The organism is Paenibacillus sp. FSL R5-0517 (assembly GCF_037974355.1).
GTDB lineage: Bacteria > Bacillota > Bacilli > Paenibacillales > Paenibacillaceae > Paenibacillus.
In genome coordinates this window covers 3011614-3028418 of the sequence record NZ_CP150235.1, presented here as the reverse complement: position 1 = coordinate 3028418, position 16805 = coordinate 3011614, and the positions used below count along the sequence as shown (strand labels likewise).

General features: G+C 44.4%; 12 protein-coding genes and 1 other annotated feature. Of the genes, 3 read left to right on the top strand and 9 right to left on the bottom strand.

Going from position 1 to position 16805, the window contains the following annotated elements:
• The first annotated feature begins 306 nt into the window (after positions 1-306).
• Entirely contained in the window at positions 307-2073 is a 1767-nt protein-coding gene (locus tag MKX40_RS13600) for an ABC transporter substrate-binding protein (RefSeq protein WP_339242304.1), read from the top strand.
• A gap of 139 nt (positions 2074-2212) precedes the next feature.
• On the opposite strand, the gene MKX40_RS13595 is transcribed toward MKX40_RS13600, so the two are convergent.
• The 5 genes from MKX40_RS13595 to MKX40_RS13575 all read right to left on the bottom strand — a co-directional run bounded on the left by MKX40_RS13595 (position 2213) and on the right by MKX40_RS13575 (position 10408).
• Entirely contained in the window at positions 2213-4840 is a 2628-nt protein-coding gene (locus tag MKX40_RS13595) for a PAS domain S-box protein (RefSeq protein WP_339242303.1), read from the bottom strand.
• Positions 4841-5110: 270 nt separating this feature from the next.
• Entirely contained in the window at positions 5111-7492 is a 2382-nt protein-coding gene (locus MKX40_RS13590) for a polyprenyl synthetase family protein (protein ID WP_339242301.1), read from the bottom strand.
• 186 nt (positions 7493-7678) lie between these two features.
• The gene (locus MKX40_RS13585) at positions 7679-8476 is read right to left on the bottom strand and encodes a sulfite exporter TauE/SafE family protein (protein WP_339242299.1); all 798 of its coding nucleotides are present in this window, start codon (positions 8474-8476) and stop codon (positions 7679-7681) included.
• 487 nt (positions 8477-8963) lie between these two features.
• Positions 8964-9719: an SDR family NAD(P)-dependent oxidoreductase gene (locus MKX40_RS13580; protein ID WP_339242297.1), complete on the bottom strand. Its 756-nt coding sequence runs from the start codon at positions 9717-9719 to the stop codon at positions 8964-8966.
• Positions 9720-9937: 218 nt separating this feature from the next.
• Positions 9938-10408, bottom strand: coding sequence for a DUF6376 family protein (locus tag MKX40_RS13575; RefSeq protein ID WP_339242295.1), 471 nt, complete (start codon positions 10406-10408; stop codon positions 9938-9940).
• A 141-nt stretch (positions 10409-10549) separates the two neighbouring features.
• On the opposite strand from MKX40_RS13575, the gene MKX40_RS13570 reads away from it, so the two are divergent.
• A complete protein-coding gene (locus tag MKX40_RS13570) occupies positions 10550-11518 on the top strand; it encodes a bile acid:sodium symporter family protein (RefSeq protein ID WP_339242293.1) in 969 nt (322 codons plus the stop codon).
• A 121-nt stretch (positions 11519-11639) separates the two neighbouring features.
• On the opposite strand, the gene MKX40_RS13565 is transcribed toward MKX40_RS13570, so the two are convergent.
• Entirely contained in the window at positions 11640-12491 is an 852-nt protein-coding gene (locus tag MKX40_RS13565; RefSeq protein WP_339242291.1) for an aldo/keto reductase, read from the bottom strand.
• A gap of 173 nt (positions 12492-12664) precedes the next feature.
• Between MKX40_RS13565 and MKX40_RS13560 the strand changes: the two genes are divergently transcribed.
• On the top strand, positions 12665-13159 hold the full coding sequence (locus tag MKX40_RS13560) for a MerR family transcriptional regulator (protein ID WP_339242288.1): 495 nt from the start codon (positions 12665-12667) through the stop codon (positions 13157-13159).
• Between the two features lie 167 nt (positions 13160-13326).
• On the opposite strand, the gene asd is transcribed toward MKX40_RS13560, so the two are convergent.
• The 3 genes from asd to galU all read right to left on the bottom strand — a co-directional run bounded on the left by asd (position 13327) and on the right by galU (position 16753).
• On the bottom strand, positions 13327-14412 hold the full coding sequence (asd, locus tag MKX40_RS13555; RefSeq protein ID WP_074094892.1) for an aspartate-semialdehyde dehydrogenase: 1086 nt from the start codon (positions 14410-14412) through the stop codon (positions 13327-13329).
• Between the two features lie 117 nt (positions 14413-14529).
• Positions 14530-14805, bottom strand: a binding site (T-box leader).
• 78 nt (positions 14806-14883) lie between these two features.
• Complete coding sequence (locus MKX40_RS13550) at positions 14884-15729, bottom strand: class I SAM-dependent methyltransferase (protein WP_339242285.1); 846 nt, start codon at positions 15727-15729, stop codon at positions 14884-14886.
• A gap of 151 nt (positions 15730-15880) precedes the next feature.
• The gene (gene galU, locus MKX40_RS13545) at positions 15881-16753 is read right to left on the bottom strand and encodes a UTP--glucose-1-phosphate uridylyltransferase GalU (RefSeq protein ID WP_339242284.1); all 873 of its coding nucleotides are present in this window, start codon (positions 16751-16753) and stop codon (positions 15881-15883) included.
• Positions 16754-16805: the final 52 nt, after the last annotated feature.

Genomic DNA, 16805 nt, shown 5'->3' with positions numbered 1-16805 from the left:
GATGCTTCAAAAGCGGACTTTTTGAACAACTTCTACTAATTCGTGTTCAAAAAGTTCGGTTTTCAGTACCGAGAAGATGGGATAAAGCTAGAAATGGAGTAGCTGAGCGTAGGGAAAACTACGTGAGCAACGGACATTTCGGCTGTATTCCATATTCGATGCTGATGATGCCTTTAGGCATCTTTCGTAATCAAAAGCGGACTTTTTGAACTACCTCTACTCATGTATAATTGTAAGGATAAAAGGGGGAAGTAAAAGTGTAAACATTTGATCACACTTTTCACCTTTAATAGAGGAGTTATGCACATGGATACTCTACATACACACTTTCTAAGGATCGCCGGTTCCGAACAACTTTCATTCAAGCTCCATGAACCTGTAGCGGTAACCATTGATAGCCTGTCCGCTGCCTTGTGCTGCACCCCTCGTAATGTGAAGTTCATTATTAGAAAATTGGAGGAGCAAGGCTTCATCCACTGGCAACCCGGGCGTGGTCGTGGGCACCATTCGGAATTAACGTTGCTGCGTAGCATGAATGAAGCGCTGGAAGCGAGTTTTACACAACTTCTCGCTAAAGACAAAATGAAAGATGCCATTGAACTCATCGGAACCATTCAGATGCATGATTCATTGCGAGAACAGCTCATGCTTTCCCTCCATCAACAGATGGGATTTCACAGCCACGACGAAACTTCCTCAGGTCAGGATATCCTGCGCATTATGAGGTCTCGCCAGTTAGGCGATTTGGATCCAGCCTTTGTGTATACTGCTTTTGAAACCTATCTGTTGAGCCAGGTCTGTAATACATTAATCACTTATGATGCCAAAAAAGAATCATTCCGCCCAGCATTGGCTCATATGTGGGAGTGCAGCGAGGACCACCGATTATGGACCTTCTATCTCAGGAAGGGTGTACGTTTTCACAACGGTCGTGTCATGACCTCCCGGGATGTGCAAGCAACGTTGCAACGATTAAAAGACGTGCATAGTCCGTCCATCTGGTTATATCGGGATATCGAACACGCGGAAGTAGCAGGTGATTACTGCATCAAGTTTGTTCTTCGTCGTCCTAATCGGTTCTTTTTGCATCTGTTCAGCTGTATTCGAATGACGATCCTGCCCTACGATTACAATGTAGCCAATACCTTAATTGGTACCGGTCCTTTCCAGATCTCTGAGCTGAATGAAGATGTATTGGAACTTACTGCATTTGATGCCTACTACGGCATTCGGCCACATCTGGATCAAGTCCATTTCTGGTTCGTACCTGACCTGAGTCCGAATGATCGTTATTATGAGCTACCAGGTACAGATCGATTGAGTCTCGCAACAGGCTTTGAACGGACCAACAGCATCAATTATCCGGCACTGGGTTGTCAGTATATGCTGTTTAATTTTCACAAGGAAGGCATCCATCATCAGCCTCTATTTCGACAAGCGCTTCGTATCGTCTATGATTCGGTCGCTCTTGTCAGAGATCTCGGTGGCAATCGGATCACACCAGCCAGCAGTTTCCTTCCCTGGAGAAGTGCAGCCCAAGACTGGACAGCGGTTTCTCTTGACCATGCTCGTGAATTGCTGCATGGCTGTGGATACCAGGGTGAGACGATAACTTTATCGTATAAGCAAAATAAGGATGCAGATGTTGCGGAGTGGTTCCAATGTCGTGCGCAGTCCATCGGAATAAACATCAGCATGCAGCCCGTTGTGGATTATTTCAACTCAGAGGAAACCACGAACGCACAATTGATCTTGGCTGAAGAGATACTGGAGGAAGATTGGCAGTACGGCATGATTCATTTTTTCAAAAACCTGTCCAACCATTTTCATATGTGTATGTCTCCTGCATTCCAGTCTCAACTGGATGACAAACTGGATCATTTCGCGAAGCTTCATCGGGAAGACCGAACAGTGCTCCTGGATGAAGCTGAAGCATTGCTTCGTGATCAATGCTGGATCTTGCATGGTTGCCACATGAACAAGCAGGCTGAACTGGATCAAAGCATCTTCGGCATGCAGATAGCAGAATTCGGATATATGGACATCTCCAAATTGTGGATCAAAAATCCTTAGGGATATTCGTGTGCAGTTGCATCTGTGGGATACAGGGGTGGACCAAAATCATGGAACAGCAAAAAAAGCCGCTAGTTTATTTGTGGTAAGCTAACGGCTCTATTGCCAATCTATTTTTTAGTACAATTAGAAATTAGTTTCAAAGATTATGTTTGACGTAATAGGTTTCCAAGACTTGCATGATGGACTCGATTTTAATCGGTTTGCTGACGTACGCATCCATGCCTGCCTTCAAGCATTTATCCTTGTCTCCTCTTAACGCATTGGCAGTTACCGCAATAATATACGGACAACTCTCGGAGTGCAAAGAATTTTTAATCACTTTTGTCGCTTCGAATCCATTAAGCCTTGGCATATGCACATCCATGAAGATAATATCATATGAATTGTGTTTTACCGCTTCGACTACCTCAATACCGTCCGCCACACGATCCACAAAATGTCCTTTTTTCTCCACAATTCTGCTAAGGACAAGCTGATTCACCTCATTGTCTTCTGCGACTAATATTCGCAAGGCTGAGGTTCTGCTCTTCTTCTGCTGTTGATCCAAGCTGTTGCTTTCTTCACCATTATTTAATTTGAATTGGGCAGTAAATATAAATATTGTACCCGGTTGATCCGAATCCTCAATCCAAATCTCGCCCTGCATAAGCTCCACCAGTTTCTTGCTAATGGCTAGGCCAAGACCGGTACCTTGAGGTTTGCGGGTCATAAAATTCTCCAGTTGGTAGAAGGGTTCAAATAATTGTTGTCTCCTCTCAGCCGGAATCCCAATGCCCGAATCCTTTACCTGAAAATAAAGCTTCACGCTATTGCTAGACTGCTCCTTAACCCCAACTTTAATATCCACGCCGCCTTCTGAAGTGAATTTGACCGCGTTGCCAATGATATTGGTAAGCACCTGTTTCAGTCGATACGCATCACCATATACCGGAGTTGGTATGACATCTTCTACGCACATACGAACATCCAGTTTTTTTTCAATAGCCAGTGGTTTTACGATTTGTACCGTCTCGGTCACGATTTCTACGAGATCAAAAGGATCTTCTACCAGATCGGTTTTGCCTGACTCGATTTTGGAAAAATCAAGAATATCATTAATGATTGCCAGCAAGGAATCTCCACTCTTCTGAATGATTTCAATATATTCCTTTTGTTCCGCGCTAAGTCCAGGAGTATCCAATAGCAAATCCGTCATCCCAATTACACCGTTCATAGGTGTGCGGATCTCGTGGCTCATCATCGCCAAAAATTCACTTTTGGCCTTATTCATTCTCTCCGCTGTCTCTTTGGCAACAAGCAGTTTCTTCTGCTCCATGATATCCTTCGCAATCAGGTAAAACCCGACATTGGATTTATTTACAATGATTGGAGCAAGCGTAGCCAAGACTTCGGTCTCAGAGCCATCGGTGTGCCTTACAGCGTTGATTTCCTTTTCAGCCATCTCATAATTACTGCCCAAGATCAGACCCAAATTGTCGGCTCCGATAAATCTGCTTATGCTTGTGCCGATCATCTCAGCCACGGGACAGCCCGTCATGTTCACCGCTACGGGATTGGCATTCATAATATTACCATCCATGTTAAACGAGATAATGGCGTCATGATTGTATTTTTTAAGCGAAGTGTAGCGCTCCACAGATTCCTGTAATTTAAATTCGATACGTTTGCGTTCAGTTATATCCTGTAGTGTCCCGTTTAGCTGGACTGGCTGATGATTCTCATCGAACGTAATCAATCCACGCAAGTGAAGATACTTCTCACTTCCATTCGTACTAATGTGCTTGTACTCGAAATCTAGCGCTTTCCCTTGTTTTACCCATTCCATTTGTTCGTATAAGGAGGCTTTATCCGCAGGATTAATCACATTAGCTATATCGCTTGCACGATATGATTTTCGTGTACGTTCGAATTCAAGAATCTCAAAAATCTGATCTGAAAGAGCGATCTGGTCATTGACCATATCCCATTCCCAACTGCCAATTAAGGCGATGCGTTCAGCCTCTGCACTGATGTCTTTATGTTTTTTCCGTTCGGATACATCTCGTCCAATTGAAAAAATCTGCATTCCATGCTCAGCATCTCCAAAGACCTTGTATGTGGTTTCAAACCACAGATAATGCCCATCTTTATGACGGACCCTAGTATTCAACAGATTACCCTTGGTCAAGTCCATCTGTGAAATCCGTTCCAGATCTTGTGGGTGAAAATATGCATCATTATTTTGACCAATTACTTGTTCTGGCGAATAACCCAGTAAACCTTGAACGGAGGGTGAGCAGAATCTACAAACACCCTGCTGATCGGCAATATAGATGATCTCCTGAGCATGATCTGTTATAAGTTTGAACATCTCTTCACTATGCAGAAGCTTTTGTTCAGACATTTTGCGGTCAGTAATATCAACAATATGGCAAATAAAGTAAATCGGTTCATCCGTAATTTCTCTACGAACTAATGTAACATGCAATGACGTCCATAAGATGTCACCATTTTTATGGATGTAACGCTTTTCGTATTGATTTTCTTTTATTTTACCCTCAAATAGGTCGTAACTACAGATCATATCGTGTGGTGAATCATCCGGATGTGTAATATCCTGATACGTAAGATTCATTAGTTCATCACTTGTGTAACCTAGCATACAGCAAAAAGCAGGGTTCACTTTCATCCATTGCCCCGTCGGAGCAACGAGTGCAATCCCAATAGGCGCTTGGTTGTAAATCTGCTCGAACAATTCATGATGATCGACCTTTTGAACCTGCATTGTAAGCTCTCCTTTTGGCATATAAACTCCATCTAAAGATTGTCGAAATCTAAGATTTTTCCTGATAAAAGATCTTCTATAATAATTAGTCGGTTTTAAAACAACAGTACCTGCTTAATACCCAGAATTTCAATCCTTGAAACAAAACTTTCCAAGAAATTTGTGTCTATGAAGGCAAACAAGGCCCGGAATCCATCCTATGGAATCCCGACCTTTGTCGTTATCTATCATTATAAGTCATATGCAATAAGGCATCACGAGAAAAATGGTTTATCGCTCACGAGCCACAAGATAATCCAAAAGATGTCTCAAAAATGGAATAGATTTCGGCAACTCGTTTAATGCATCTGTAGCAAGACAGTAATGTTCCCACATCTCTTTCTTCGCGCCTTCATCACCCAGGATGGACACAAAGGTTGAATTGTTGTTCCGCTCATCCTGACCTGCAGGTTTCCCAAGAATGAGATGATTTCCCTCGTAATCCAGCAAGTCATCCTTGATTTGGAAGGCGATCCCCGCATGATAAGCGAACTTTTTCAGCGTTGCCATCTCCGGTTCCTTCACTTGAGCAAGTATGGCTGGCATGACCAGAGCAGCTTCGAAGGCAATGCCTGTTTTGTAAAAACAGATCATATTCAACTGCTCAAGCGTTAACACTTTGCCTTTGGAGTTCAGATCCATCGCTTGCCCCATACACATATCCTCAGCTTTTTCAGCCGAATATTGAATAAGAGTGAGTACGGTTGCTGCATCAAAGCGATTCAATGAGGATTGTTCTCCTATCGCCTTCTGAATGAGAAACAGACCCGTAAGCTCTGCTGTGGCGCTATTGTGTACCTGATGCAGAGTGGAACGTCCACGCCGCGTCGAAGCATTATCCTGCGTAGGCAGATCATCAAAGATCAGGGAAGCAGTATGCATGTACTCCAGCGATCGTAGCAGCGGAACAATAGATGATTCGGGTAGGCCATACTCGCGCACACCCATAACCCAAGTTAATATGGGGCGTAACCTCTTTCCGTCTCCCTGCAAGCTATAATTGGCTGCATCGATCAGCGTTTCTTTCATCTCATGAAGTCCACCGGGCTTCGCAATCTGCAACTCCACATTAATCTGTTCGCGAACTGTTCGAATGGTCTGCTTGAACTCCTCTTTCTCCTGCTTGTCATGTTTCAACTGAAGCACAACCTGATCCCGTAACAATTTATCGAGAAAATCAACGTCATCTGCTTTTCTCACCATCTGTTGAACCAGTTGATTGAATTCAGGCTGCCCCGAGGCAAAGATCGTCATTACTTCATCATATTTCTGCTGCCCCAACCGTTCTTTACAACGCTTCAGACCATTTATAGCCCGATCCAGGATGACCTCCCGGGTCTTGGCGTCCGAGTTGTATACATCGTGGATCAGGTGAGAGATGACTGCCCAATACAATTCATATGGATTAATCAGATCAGGGCGCAAATCACGATACTTCAAATAGTACGTATAAGGAGTTACAGCCCCTTCTTCCATATCGTCAAACATATCGGCAAAATCATCTGCCAGCTGATTATATATCCCGTAATAGAACGTCCGCAGATCAAATCCTTCATCCACTGGTGCACTGAGTACAGACCGGACAATTAATCGGGAAGACGAAGATTTAATAATAATTGGAATGTACAATTCTTCATTGGTATAATTCGCATTGGCTAATTTCTTGTTGCGATCCATCTCTTGAGACTGAAAGAAAACATAGGATTGCTCTAGGAACGTGCGTTGTTTCTCTGGATGCTGGTAATTCTTGATGTACTCAAATGCTTCCCGAAGCTCGGAATGCACATATTCAATCACTTCAAGGTTAGCACCTTTCCATTCTCCCAGATCAGGTACAACCCCGGTAAGAAGTGCATCGCGTATCATCAGGGAATATTGTTCCTTTTCCTGAGCAGTCAAGGCTTGAGAATCCAGCAGGTCATCCACAAATGGATACGTCAAACCGTAGGAATAACCGAGTCTGATCGCCGCATCAAATCTTCGGGCCCGTTCCTCAGGTGGAGTCTGCTCGTTCATCTCATCGTCCACATGAAGAACCACGCCGAGAATAATTTTGATAAGCTTCCGCTGCGCCTGCTCTGCATCCAGCTCCTTCGGGATGTTGGATGCTACATTCTTTAATTTATTCATCACCCAGATGACAGCCGTTTCAATGTGCTCCTTCTGCCCCCACCGGTACAGCGCAGCCAGACTGATGTAATCGTGCTGTCCTTTGCGCCCAGCGGCAGAGCCCATAAAATATTTTTTGGTATTCTCGACAACGTGCTGAATTCGGGCCTGAGTATCTGGAGAATCAAGGGCTTGCCCCAGATCTCGCATATAGATATATGAAATACTCCGATCCAGGTAATCATCCAACTTTCCAGTCGTATTCAGCCAATGGATATATCTATGCACATCCCGGGGGTCGGGTTTTCGTTTACTTGGTGACAAAAGAGAAAGCCAGGCAAAACGATGAATATGTTTTTTTTGCCACACATGAATATCTTGGGTAAGTATAGTTGTATACGTATTATCCATAAGTTGCTGCCTAAGAGCAGTAAAATACTGAGATGCTTTCTGTTCAGCTAGCCGATATCCTGCATCAGCCTGTTCTGTAAGTACGTTATTCATAGGGTGGATACCTCAACTTCTATTAATGTTAAACATGTATCCATGAAAGGAGATGAGGTGCTCCATGGACGAAAACTGAACTCATTTGATGGTGTATCCAACGTGTCAGCTCATGTTCATAACCTTTATACGGTGATCCAACCGTTTGGTTACGAAATCGTCACTGTTCATTCTACGTACGTGATTTTACAGAATGGAAGACCAGACTTTGACCGCTGTAATGGCGATAAGTACAATTAATGCATACCGAAGTATCCTCACATTGATCATCGAACTAACCTTAGAACCAATGGAAGCCCCCAGCATGCTACCAATCACTGTATAGATAATGGGTTCCAGCGGAATGTCTCCACCCGTCAATTTCCCTATCACACCACCAATGGCCGAGATAAATACAATTGCCAGTGAAGATGCAATCGTCGTTCGCACGGGGATGTTAAGGATCGTCAGCATGATGGGAATAAGGATAAAAGCACCACCCGCACCCACAATTCCTGATACAATGCCTACTGCAAACGCAGTGCCTGCTGCTATCCATCGGTCGAACACCAAAGGAGCCGAGGTATCAAGCTTTCCTTTTCCAGGAATCAGCATGAGCACAATCGCCAGAATTGCCAAAATACCATAGATCACATTAATAACTCTTCCATCCAAATGACCTGAGACGAACCCGCCAATCAGACTGCCAGCAAGAATGCTGGAGCCCATGTAGAGTACCAATCCTCGGTGAACAAATGCCCCACCACTTCTCCCCGCTTTTACTTTTCTCCGGAATGCAACAACACCGGCCAGTGAAGCGAAAAATACTTGAAACATACTAATCGACGATACCTCATGTGTTGAGAATGGCTCCAGTCCCATCCAGGATGGAACATATAACAGTAGCGGATAATTGATAATGGCCCCACCAATACCCAACAAACCGGAGAAAAATGAACCGACCAGACCGAGAATAAACATGATGATAAAAAGCTGAAGATCCATCGGTTATGCGCTTCCTTTCGTGCCAATATAAATTTCATTTCGATCCCCATCTAAAGTGCTATACAAGGCGAATATTATCCGTTATAATAAAAACCAAGTAAATTAATCCGAAATGAGTGATTAAGCATGTTTAACGTGTTGAAGACTCTTTTTGAAAATAAATGTCCACAGTGCAACGAAAAATTACAAGTTCATAATGATGCGTTGTGTTCAACCAAAAGCTGTTCTCAATGTCATTACAAAGAAGAGAGCTATGGCTCTCTTGGAGTTCGAATTGTATATGACACCACAAAATGATAAAAAGCTATAGCCTTGTTAATTGTATCATGATCTCTGAATTTTCGGGAAAATTCGACAAACTTATTTCCACCTCCTATGCCACGATTCCTTTATAATGAAATACAAAAACGGTGCAAAACGAATAAATCGTTTTGCACCGTTTTTTCTGTTTATTTGAGGAGACTTCCCTTCCTTCTAGAAGGGTTACTTATTTGGTTTTGAAGCTGAGGAAACCATCATCTACTGCTACGGTTGTACCATTCATTGCACTTGCTGCATCACTGAAGAGGAATGTAACCACACTGGCTACTTTCTCTGGCTGAATAAGTTCTCCACGCATATGTTGAGTAGCAAGTGCATCTTTCATGGCTTGGTCATCGCCAAGAATCGGTGTTTCGATAAAACCAGGCGCTACACCAACGACACGAATTCCATGCTCCGCAAGTTCCAATGCACCAGACTTGGACATCATTACAACAGCCGCCTTGGCTGCATTGTAGTTGAAGCTGCCTACTGCAGCAACACTTCCATAGATCGAAGCCGTATTAACAATGGTACCTTGTACATTTAATTCAACCATTTTTTTCGCGCCATAATACATCCCATAATATACACTGTGTTGATCTACATCAATGACTCTGTGATAGGATTCCGGGTCCATCTCCAGAAATGGCTTCACAAGTCCAATGCCTGCGTTATTGAAAATACCGCTTAACGTACCGTATTGCTCAACTGTCCAGTCGATCAGGGCTTTAATCTCGTCCCCTTTGGATACATCCACTTTATATGCGCCCGCTGTTCCGCCTGCTGCTTCAATCTCTGCCGCAAGCTTCTTCGCTCCGTCTTCATTATAGTCAGCGATAACAATAGTCGCACCTTGATCCGAAAGTTGAAGGGCTGTTTCTTTACCAATACCACTAGCTCCACCAGTAATAATGATTACTTTTCCATTGTGTTCGGTCATGACTCAGTTCTCCTTTGTGCCAAAATATATCAAACCCTGGCTCATATTCATCTCGTGATTACTTGCTATAGTCTAGCTCCTGTGACATTAAATATGCATGAGTTTTCGGAAAATAAAAAAAGCGAACATATCAGTCATTCAATCCCTCCGATATCCCGCTCGTATAAAATATGAAAATTTCAGACTAGTTGTCTCTACATATTGAAAATGAATTCAACTTATTCCCCCTGAAGTCCGCTCAGCGGATCTCTCAGGTTATTAATGTTGGTGATGAGTTCTGGAATGCCCGTCTTCTCCCAATTTTCCACCGTAAACCCTTGCTCTGTAATCGTATTCTCGAAATGGTCCACAACTTCCGTTAATTGCGTATTGTAGCTGACCAGATTCTCATGAATGCTCTCACCGATTGCAGGAGCAGTCAGCTGAGAAAATTCGCTTGCTTCTGCTTGAATCACGTCGATTTTCTCCTGAATCTGAGTGGTTATCTCCGGATTGTTCACTGCACCTGATGCGAGCTCTTGCAGATCTGCGCCGGCGTTCGATACCTGTTCTATATAATCAGTAGCCCCACTAACATAATTTAAACTTTCATTGGCTTGCTCCACGACAGAACAGGCCGAAATCAAAAGAATACTTGATGCGATAAGGCCTGTCATCATTAATGTGTGCCTTCGTTTTCTTTTAAACATGATCATCTCCCTTTCTCCTATTCTAAATCCTTGTTCCAAGTCCATGATACCTGTTTAGACTGTTTTATTGCAAATGGATCTGCAGCCAGCGTTATTAACATGTATAATAGTAAAATCACACGGTAAAGGGATGTCATGATAATGCTTCAAGCCTTGAACCAACGCTTGAACCGCATCATGCCACTGATTACCCCAATCAGCATTATTATTGGCGTGTTATGCGGGAGTTTCCTTTCTTCTTATACCTTTTTATCTCCTTGGCTCTTTGCGTTCATGACGTTCGCTGGAAGTATCAGTCTTGGGATACGGGATTTTGTCAATGTACTGAAGAAGCCATTCCCCTTGTTTGTATGTCTGTTTATTTTGCATTTGGCGATGCCTCTAATTGCTCTCGGTATGGGTCATCTGGTGTTCCCTACAGATGCGTACACCATAACGGGTCTGGTTCTGGCAGCCGTTATACCAACTGGAATAAGCAGCTTCATCTGGGTCAGCATCTATCGGGGCAATATCGCACTTACGCTTTCCATCATCCTGATTGATACGATGCTTGCTCCTTTCGTCGTTCCCGGCGTATTATCTCTGTTGATTGGCACCAGTGTCACCCTGGATACAGCTGCCATGATGAGCAGTCTGTTCTGGATGATTGTAGTGCCATCCCTGCTCGGTATGCTTTTGAATGAGTGGACCAAAGGCGCCATTGTCCCGGTCTGGGGACCGAGATTGAATCCATTATCCAAATTGTTTATGGCATCCGTCGTTGCAATAAATGGATCTGTTGTTGCCCCCTACTTGGCCGATTTCAACTGGAAATTGGCTGGTCTTGCGGTCATCATTATTTTCCTGGCATCTCTCGGGTATGCACTAAGTTATTTTATTGCTCGATTGTTGGGATGGAATGAGGCCGACCAGGTAGCTCTCGTGTTTAATGGAGGCATGCGTAATATCAGCGCAGGTGCAGTACTCGCTGTTTCGTATTTTCCGCCACCTGTTGCTGTCCCGGTCGTGCTCGGCATGGTATTCCAACAGATGCTTGCTTCCCTGACAGGTTATCTGCTCGGTCGTCGCTCTCAGCTTCTGCATAAGTCGGATAAGACATCTGCCGCCTAACAACATACTGGAATGTAAAAAACGCCGACATGATCGTCGGCGTTTTACATTGGATTGCTTTTATTACTAATATCGCTACGATACTACTCGGCTTCGTAAATCTAGTCATTCGTTTCTGTCTTTACAAATCCACTTTCATCTTACCTAGCATCTGGGCAACTTCAGGGTCGTCAATCTTCATGAATAGACTTTCCTTGGTATCCAGCGTGGAAATGGTTGCGATCTCTTCCGGACTCAGTACAAAATTGAAAATATCAAAGTTCTCGATAAGCCGCTCTTTGCGTACCGATTTTGGAATAATCACGATGTCTTGTTGCACAAGCCAGCGGAGTACAACCTGGGCGATAGATTTGTTATGTCTCCCAGCAATCGAAGCCAGCACTTCGTTGCTAAATAAATTGTTGCGACCTTCCGCAAACGGTGACCATGACTGGTGTTGTATGCCCTGTTCTTTCATAAAAGCAGCACTATCGACCTGCTGTTGAAACGGATGTGTTTCGATCTGATTGATGGCAGGCACAATTTCGTTATGAACAATAAGATCCATCAGACGGTCTGGCAGGAAGTTACTGACGCCTATTGCCTTGATCTTGCCCTCGCGGTACAGTTCTTCCATCGCACGCCAAGACCCGTAGTAGTCACCAAAAGGCATATGAATGAGGTACATATCCAGATAATCGAGCTGCAGCTTACTGAGCGATTTGGCAAACGCCAGCTTGGTACTTTCATATCCGGCATCCTGAATCCATAGCTTGGTCGTGATAAACAGTTCTTCCCGCGGTATGCCACTGCGCTTGATCGCGCGTCCAACTGCTTCTTCGTTCAGGTATCCGGCGGCCGTATCAATTAAGCGGTAACCTGCCTTCAATGCTTCATATACCGTGTTCTCGCATTCATCGGCATCAGGAACCTGGTAGACACCAAAGCCGATGATCGGCATTTTCACTCCATTATTTAAAGTTACAGTTTGCATATTAACGCCTCCTAAGCTTCTATTGTGAATCGCAAGTCTTCACGTATTGCTGAAATTCAGCAAAAAAAGCAGTTGTTCCACTTCCGTCCGACTTGCGTTACAATAACCCTAGCTCCTTCGTGTTACACGAAGTCAAGCGGTCTCCATTATATTTTTTACGAGGAGGATTACATATGTATACGGTTCAGGATGCTGCCCATCTTACAGGACTCACAGAGCACGCGGTACGCTTTTACACGGATAAAGGTTTGGTTCCAAGCATTCAACGCAATAAAAATAACATTCGGGTGTTTGATGAGGAATCCATCAACTGGCTGCATGGTGTCAAATGCCTCAAACAGACTGGCTTACCGATTGAGAACATTAAAACATACGTCGATCTCTGTCTTGAAGGGGATTCAACCGTTGCACAGCGATTCGCACTTATGATGGAATACAAGGAAGCAGCGCTGATTCAGCTTGAAGAAGCCAAGAGCCGGGTTGCTCATTTGGAAGAGAAAGCACGTCAATATCAAGCCATTTTGGAGCAACGCATCCCGGATATGACCAATCCTATTCATTGGGAAACCAAACGCGACGAAGAAGGCAGCTGTCCGGCTTCTCGGCTAAAGAGTCGTATTCTTCCTGAATCCGAAGCTTCGAGTCCGTGCCCGGCAGCTGCGCAGTAAATAACGCTGACAATCCTGTCGGCGTTTTTCACTTTACATATTTCATACCACTCCATGACTCCACTCCGTTTTCCGGATATAGCCCACAAAAAAAACCATCAACAAGTGATGGTTTTCATCTAATCATTCTTTGCAGAAATCTGTTGCTGTTCATGATTCTTTGATGCTTATTTCGGTTGAATGTATCCTTCGGCTTTGAGCAATTCAGCGATCAGAACCGCACCACCTGCCGCTCCGCGGAGCGTGTTGTGGGACAATCCAACGAATTTGTAATCATAGAGTGAATCTTCGCGCAGTCGGCCTGTCGATACACCCATTCCGCGTTCGATGTCACGATCCAGTTTTGTCTGTGGTCTGTTCTCTTCTTCAAAATACGTAATGAATTGTTTTGGTGCACTTGGCAGAGCCAGTTCCTGCGGACGACCTTTGAACTGCAACCAACGCTCCAGAATTTCGTCTTTGCTTGGTTTTTTCTCGAAGTTTACAAACACGGTAGCCAGATGCCCATCCGTTACCGGTACACGAATACATTGTGTGGTAATCAATGGAGCAGAAGCTTTGACGATCTGATTGTTCTCGATGCTACCCCAGATCCGGAGAGGTTCCTGTTCACTCTTCTCTTCCTCGCCACCGATGTATGGAATGACATTATCGAGCATATCCGGCCAGTCCGTAAAGTTTTTACCTGCTCCCGAGATGGCTTGATACGTGGAAGCAACGACCTGAGTCGGATTGAACTCACGCAAAGCGTGCAATGCTGGCACATAACTCTGAATGGAGCAGTTTGGTTTTACGGCAATGAATCCGGTTTTCGTACCCAGACGTTTGCGTTGAGCTTCGATCACGTCCAGATGTCCCGGGTTAATCTCAGGAATTACCATAGGTACATCTGCTGTCCAGCGATGAGCCGAGTTGTTGGACACGACAGGTGTTCCTGTCTTGGCATAAGCCTCTTCGAGCGCTTGGATCTCATTCTTTTTCATATCAACCGCGCAGAAAATAAAATCAACCTGGCTCGCAAAAGCTTCGACCTGCGAAGCATCTTGAACCACGATTTTCTTCACCGCTTCCGGAATAGGAACTGCGAGTTTCCATCTGCCCTGTACGGATTCTTCATATGTTTTACCTGCCGAATTGGCGCTTGCAGAAATAGCTGTTACTTCAAACCATGGATGTTGATCGAGCAGGTCTACAAAACGCTGACCTACCATTCCCGTTCCACCGACGATACCAACTTTCAATTTTGCTGACATTCAATCATCATTTCCTTTCGGTGTGAGTTTCCTCTTATTAAACACTATTCAGGCAATTCCAAAGCGTGTAGTCACAGCCCCGAAAAAACCAAAAAATCCCATCCCCAAGACAATAGTCTCAGGGACGAGATTGAACTCTCGTGGTACCACCCAGATTCGCTGATATGTCACCATATCCGCCTCTTCAAGTAAAGGTTACACAACCATGTTGCTGTTGTATACCTTCCTACTCTAGCTCTGTAACAGGAGCGCCTGTCACACCATCCCTTAATGCTAAGTTCCGATGTGCTGCTCTGAGTCTTTATTCAATAAAAAGTTCTTTACTCCTTTTCAGCTGCCGGAGCTCTCTTTGAAAGAATGGTTTTTATCTACTCGTCTCTTCGTCGCATTTGATATTGCGATTATAATATCAAAATTACCGTGATGAAGTAAACATATTTTTTTGGCTAATGAAATTTATTCGTGATTTCCTTACTGTTTGTTGGCAATAATGGCATACGTCCCCAGTGGACTCCCAGGGCCCAACGCATGATGTGTTCTGAGTAATTTCAGTTCGGAAAGAAGAAGTGTTTTTACTTTGTCAGGGATCGGAAGCCGTTTTAGTTCCTCAGGCGCTTCTGTCAGTGTCATTTCAGTTTCCCAGCGACCGTCCTGCAGTTCGGAAGAATGGATCGAAATCTCTTCCTTCATCATCCAGCCTGACGCAGTGACAAGCTCCTGAATATCCTCCGGTGTAAAAAGCGTACGCACATTGGAGAAGCTGTTCTCCTTGTAACATTCAACCTGGGACTGAATGAGAACGGATAACCAATGCGAGAGCTGGCTCACATCTGTTACTCGTGCATCCCATTCGGCAAAACATAACTGATGTCCCCACGTCCTAACCTTGCTAAGAATCCGGGCGAGTTCGTCAAACGATTTCAAGTACCAGGAACAATGGGATAGTACAATCACATCAAACTCATTCTCGGCAAATTTAACCTGATCACTTAGAATGTCGAACTCATAATCCATTCGAATTCGGTCACCCAGCGGAGATCTCCGCAGCTTGGCTGCCGCTTCACCTACGGTCAACGGTGTACCATAATCCTCTGGTGCAATATCTACACCATGAACGTACCCATGCTCCCCCACCAGGTGTGCAAGCACGGCTGTTGTATCTCCCTGACCACACCCGATTTCCAGTACACGGTTACCTTTCTGTATTCCCCAAAAGTGTCCCAGTTTCATCCGATGCTCGGTCTGAATGTACTGAATGGCGGCGTTGTCCTCGACGTCCATATACTTAATAAGGTCCCTGATGATAGTCTCATTCATGATTCCTCACTCCTCCAAGAGCAACTTGAACTTCTTGCTCATTGTAGCGTTACTGGAAACATTGTACAATGCTGGATTCTATGAAAGAACCATGTACGAAGGAAAGGCTATCTTGTTGCAGCAGATGTGGGCCTCTGCTTCATATCAATGCCTATACCCACTGGGTTGCAAGCTTTTGAAGATAGGGTGTCAGCATGGGCTGTAATTCCTTGCGCATCAATCCGATCTCCAAGATCGCCTGAATATATCCGAATTGATCGCCAATATCGTAGCGACGTCCTTTCAGTTCAAGAGCTAACAACTCCTCCACCTGACTTATTTCTTTCAAGGCATCCGTTAACTGATATTCCCCTCCAGCCCCTCTCTCGATCTGATCTAGGATGGGAAAGATGGAAGGTTTCAGAATGTATCTTCCCATTACAGCTGTTCGGGATGGTGCTTCTGCAAGGGAAGGTTTTTCGACCAAATTGGTGACTCGGTGAACCCGGTCCTCTGCACCAGCCGAATCAATAATGCCATATTTGCTCACATTTGCCGCGTCTACCTGACGGACACCGATGATCTGGCTGCCTGTCTTTTCATAGAGATGAACCATCTGGGCAAGTGCAGGCGGATCAGACACCATAATGTCATCGCCGAGCAGTACTGCGAAGGCATCATCTCCTACAAACTGCCGTGCACATCCAATGGCATGCCCCAGACCCAGCGGTTCTTTTTGACGAATAAAATGAATATTGGCCATCTCGCTGATCGCTTGCACCTCTTCCAGTAAAGACTGTTTGCCCTTGGCATATAAAGAATGTTCAAGTTCAACCGATTTATCAAAATGGTCTTCTATGGATTTTTTGTTACGTCCAGTCACAATGAGGATATTCTCAATGCCTGACTGCACTGCTTCTTCAACAATGTATTGGATAGCCGGTTTATCCACGATGGGTAACATCTCTTTAGGCTGTGCCTTCGTTGCTGGCAGGAAACGGGTTCCGAGACCCGCTGCCGGAATAACGGCTTTTTTAATGCGCATTTCATCATACACTCCTTTCATTTGCTTCATATAACTAATATTTCATACTACA

Excerpts from the sequence above, each read along its gene's own strand:
- MKX40_RS13600 (WP_339242304.1), top strand. The coding sequence starts at position 307 with ATGGATACTCTACATACACACTTTCTAAGGATCGCCGGTTCCGAACAA.
- MKX40_RS13595 (WP_339242303.1), bottom strand. The coding sequence starts at position 4,840 with ATGCAGGTTCAAAAGGTCGATCATCATGAATTGTTCGAGCAGATTTAC.
- MKX40_RS13590 (WP_339242301.1), bottom strand. The coding sequence starts at position 7,492 with ATGAATAACGTACTTACAGAACAGGCTGATGCAGGATATCGGCTAGCT.
- MKX40_RS13585 (WP_339242299.1), bottom strand. The coding sequence starts at position 8,476 with ATGGATCTTCAGCTTTTTATCATCATGTTTATTCTCGGTCTGGTCGGT.
- MKX40_RS13580 (WP_339242297.1), bottom strand. The coding sequence starts at position 9,719 with ATGACCGAACACAATGGAAAAGTAATCATTATTACTGGTGGAGCTAGT.
- MKX40_RS13575 (WP_339242295.1), bottom strand. The coding sequence starts at position 10,408 with ATGTTTAAAAGAAAACGAAGGCACACATTAATGATGACAGGCCTTATC.
- MKX40_RS13570 (WP_339242293.1), top strand. The coding sequence starts at position 10,550 with ATGCTTCAAGCCTTGAACCAACGCTTGAACCGCATCATGCCACTGATT.
- MKX40_RS13565 (WP_339242291.1), bottom strand. The coding sequence starts at position 12,491 with ATGCAAACTGTAACTTTAAATAATGGAGTGAAAATGCCGATCATCGGC.
- MKX40_RS13560 (WP_339242288.1), top strand. The coding sequence starts at position 12,665 with ATGTATACGGTTCAGGATGCTGCCCATCTTACAGGACTCACAGAGCAC.
- asd (WP_074094892.1), bottom strand. The coding sequence starts at position 14,412 with ATGTCAGCAAAATTGAAAGTTGGTATCGTCGGTGGAACGGGAATGGTA.
- MKX40_RS13550 (WP_339242285.1), bottom strand. The coding sequence starts at position 15,729 with ATGAATGAGACTATCATCAGGGACCTTATTAAGTATATGGACGTCGAG.
- galU (WP_339242284.1), bottom strand. The coding sequence starts at position 16,753 with ATGCGCATTAAAAAAGCCGTTATTCCGGCAGCGGGTCTCGGAACCCGT.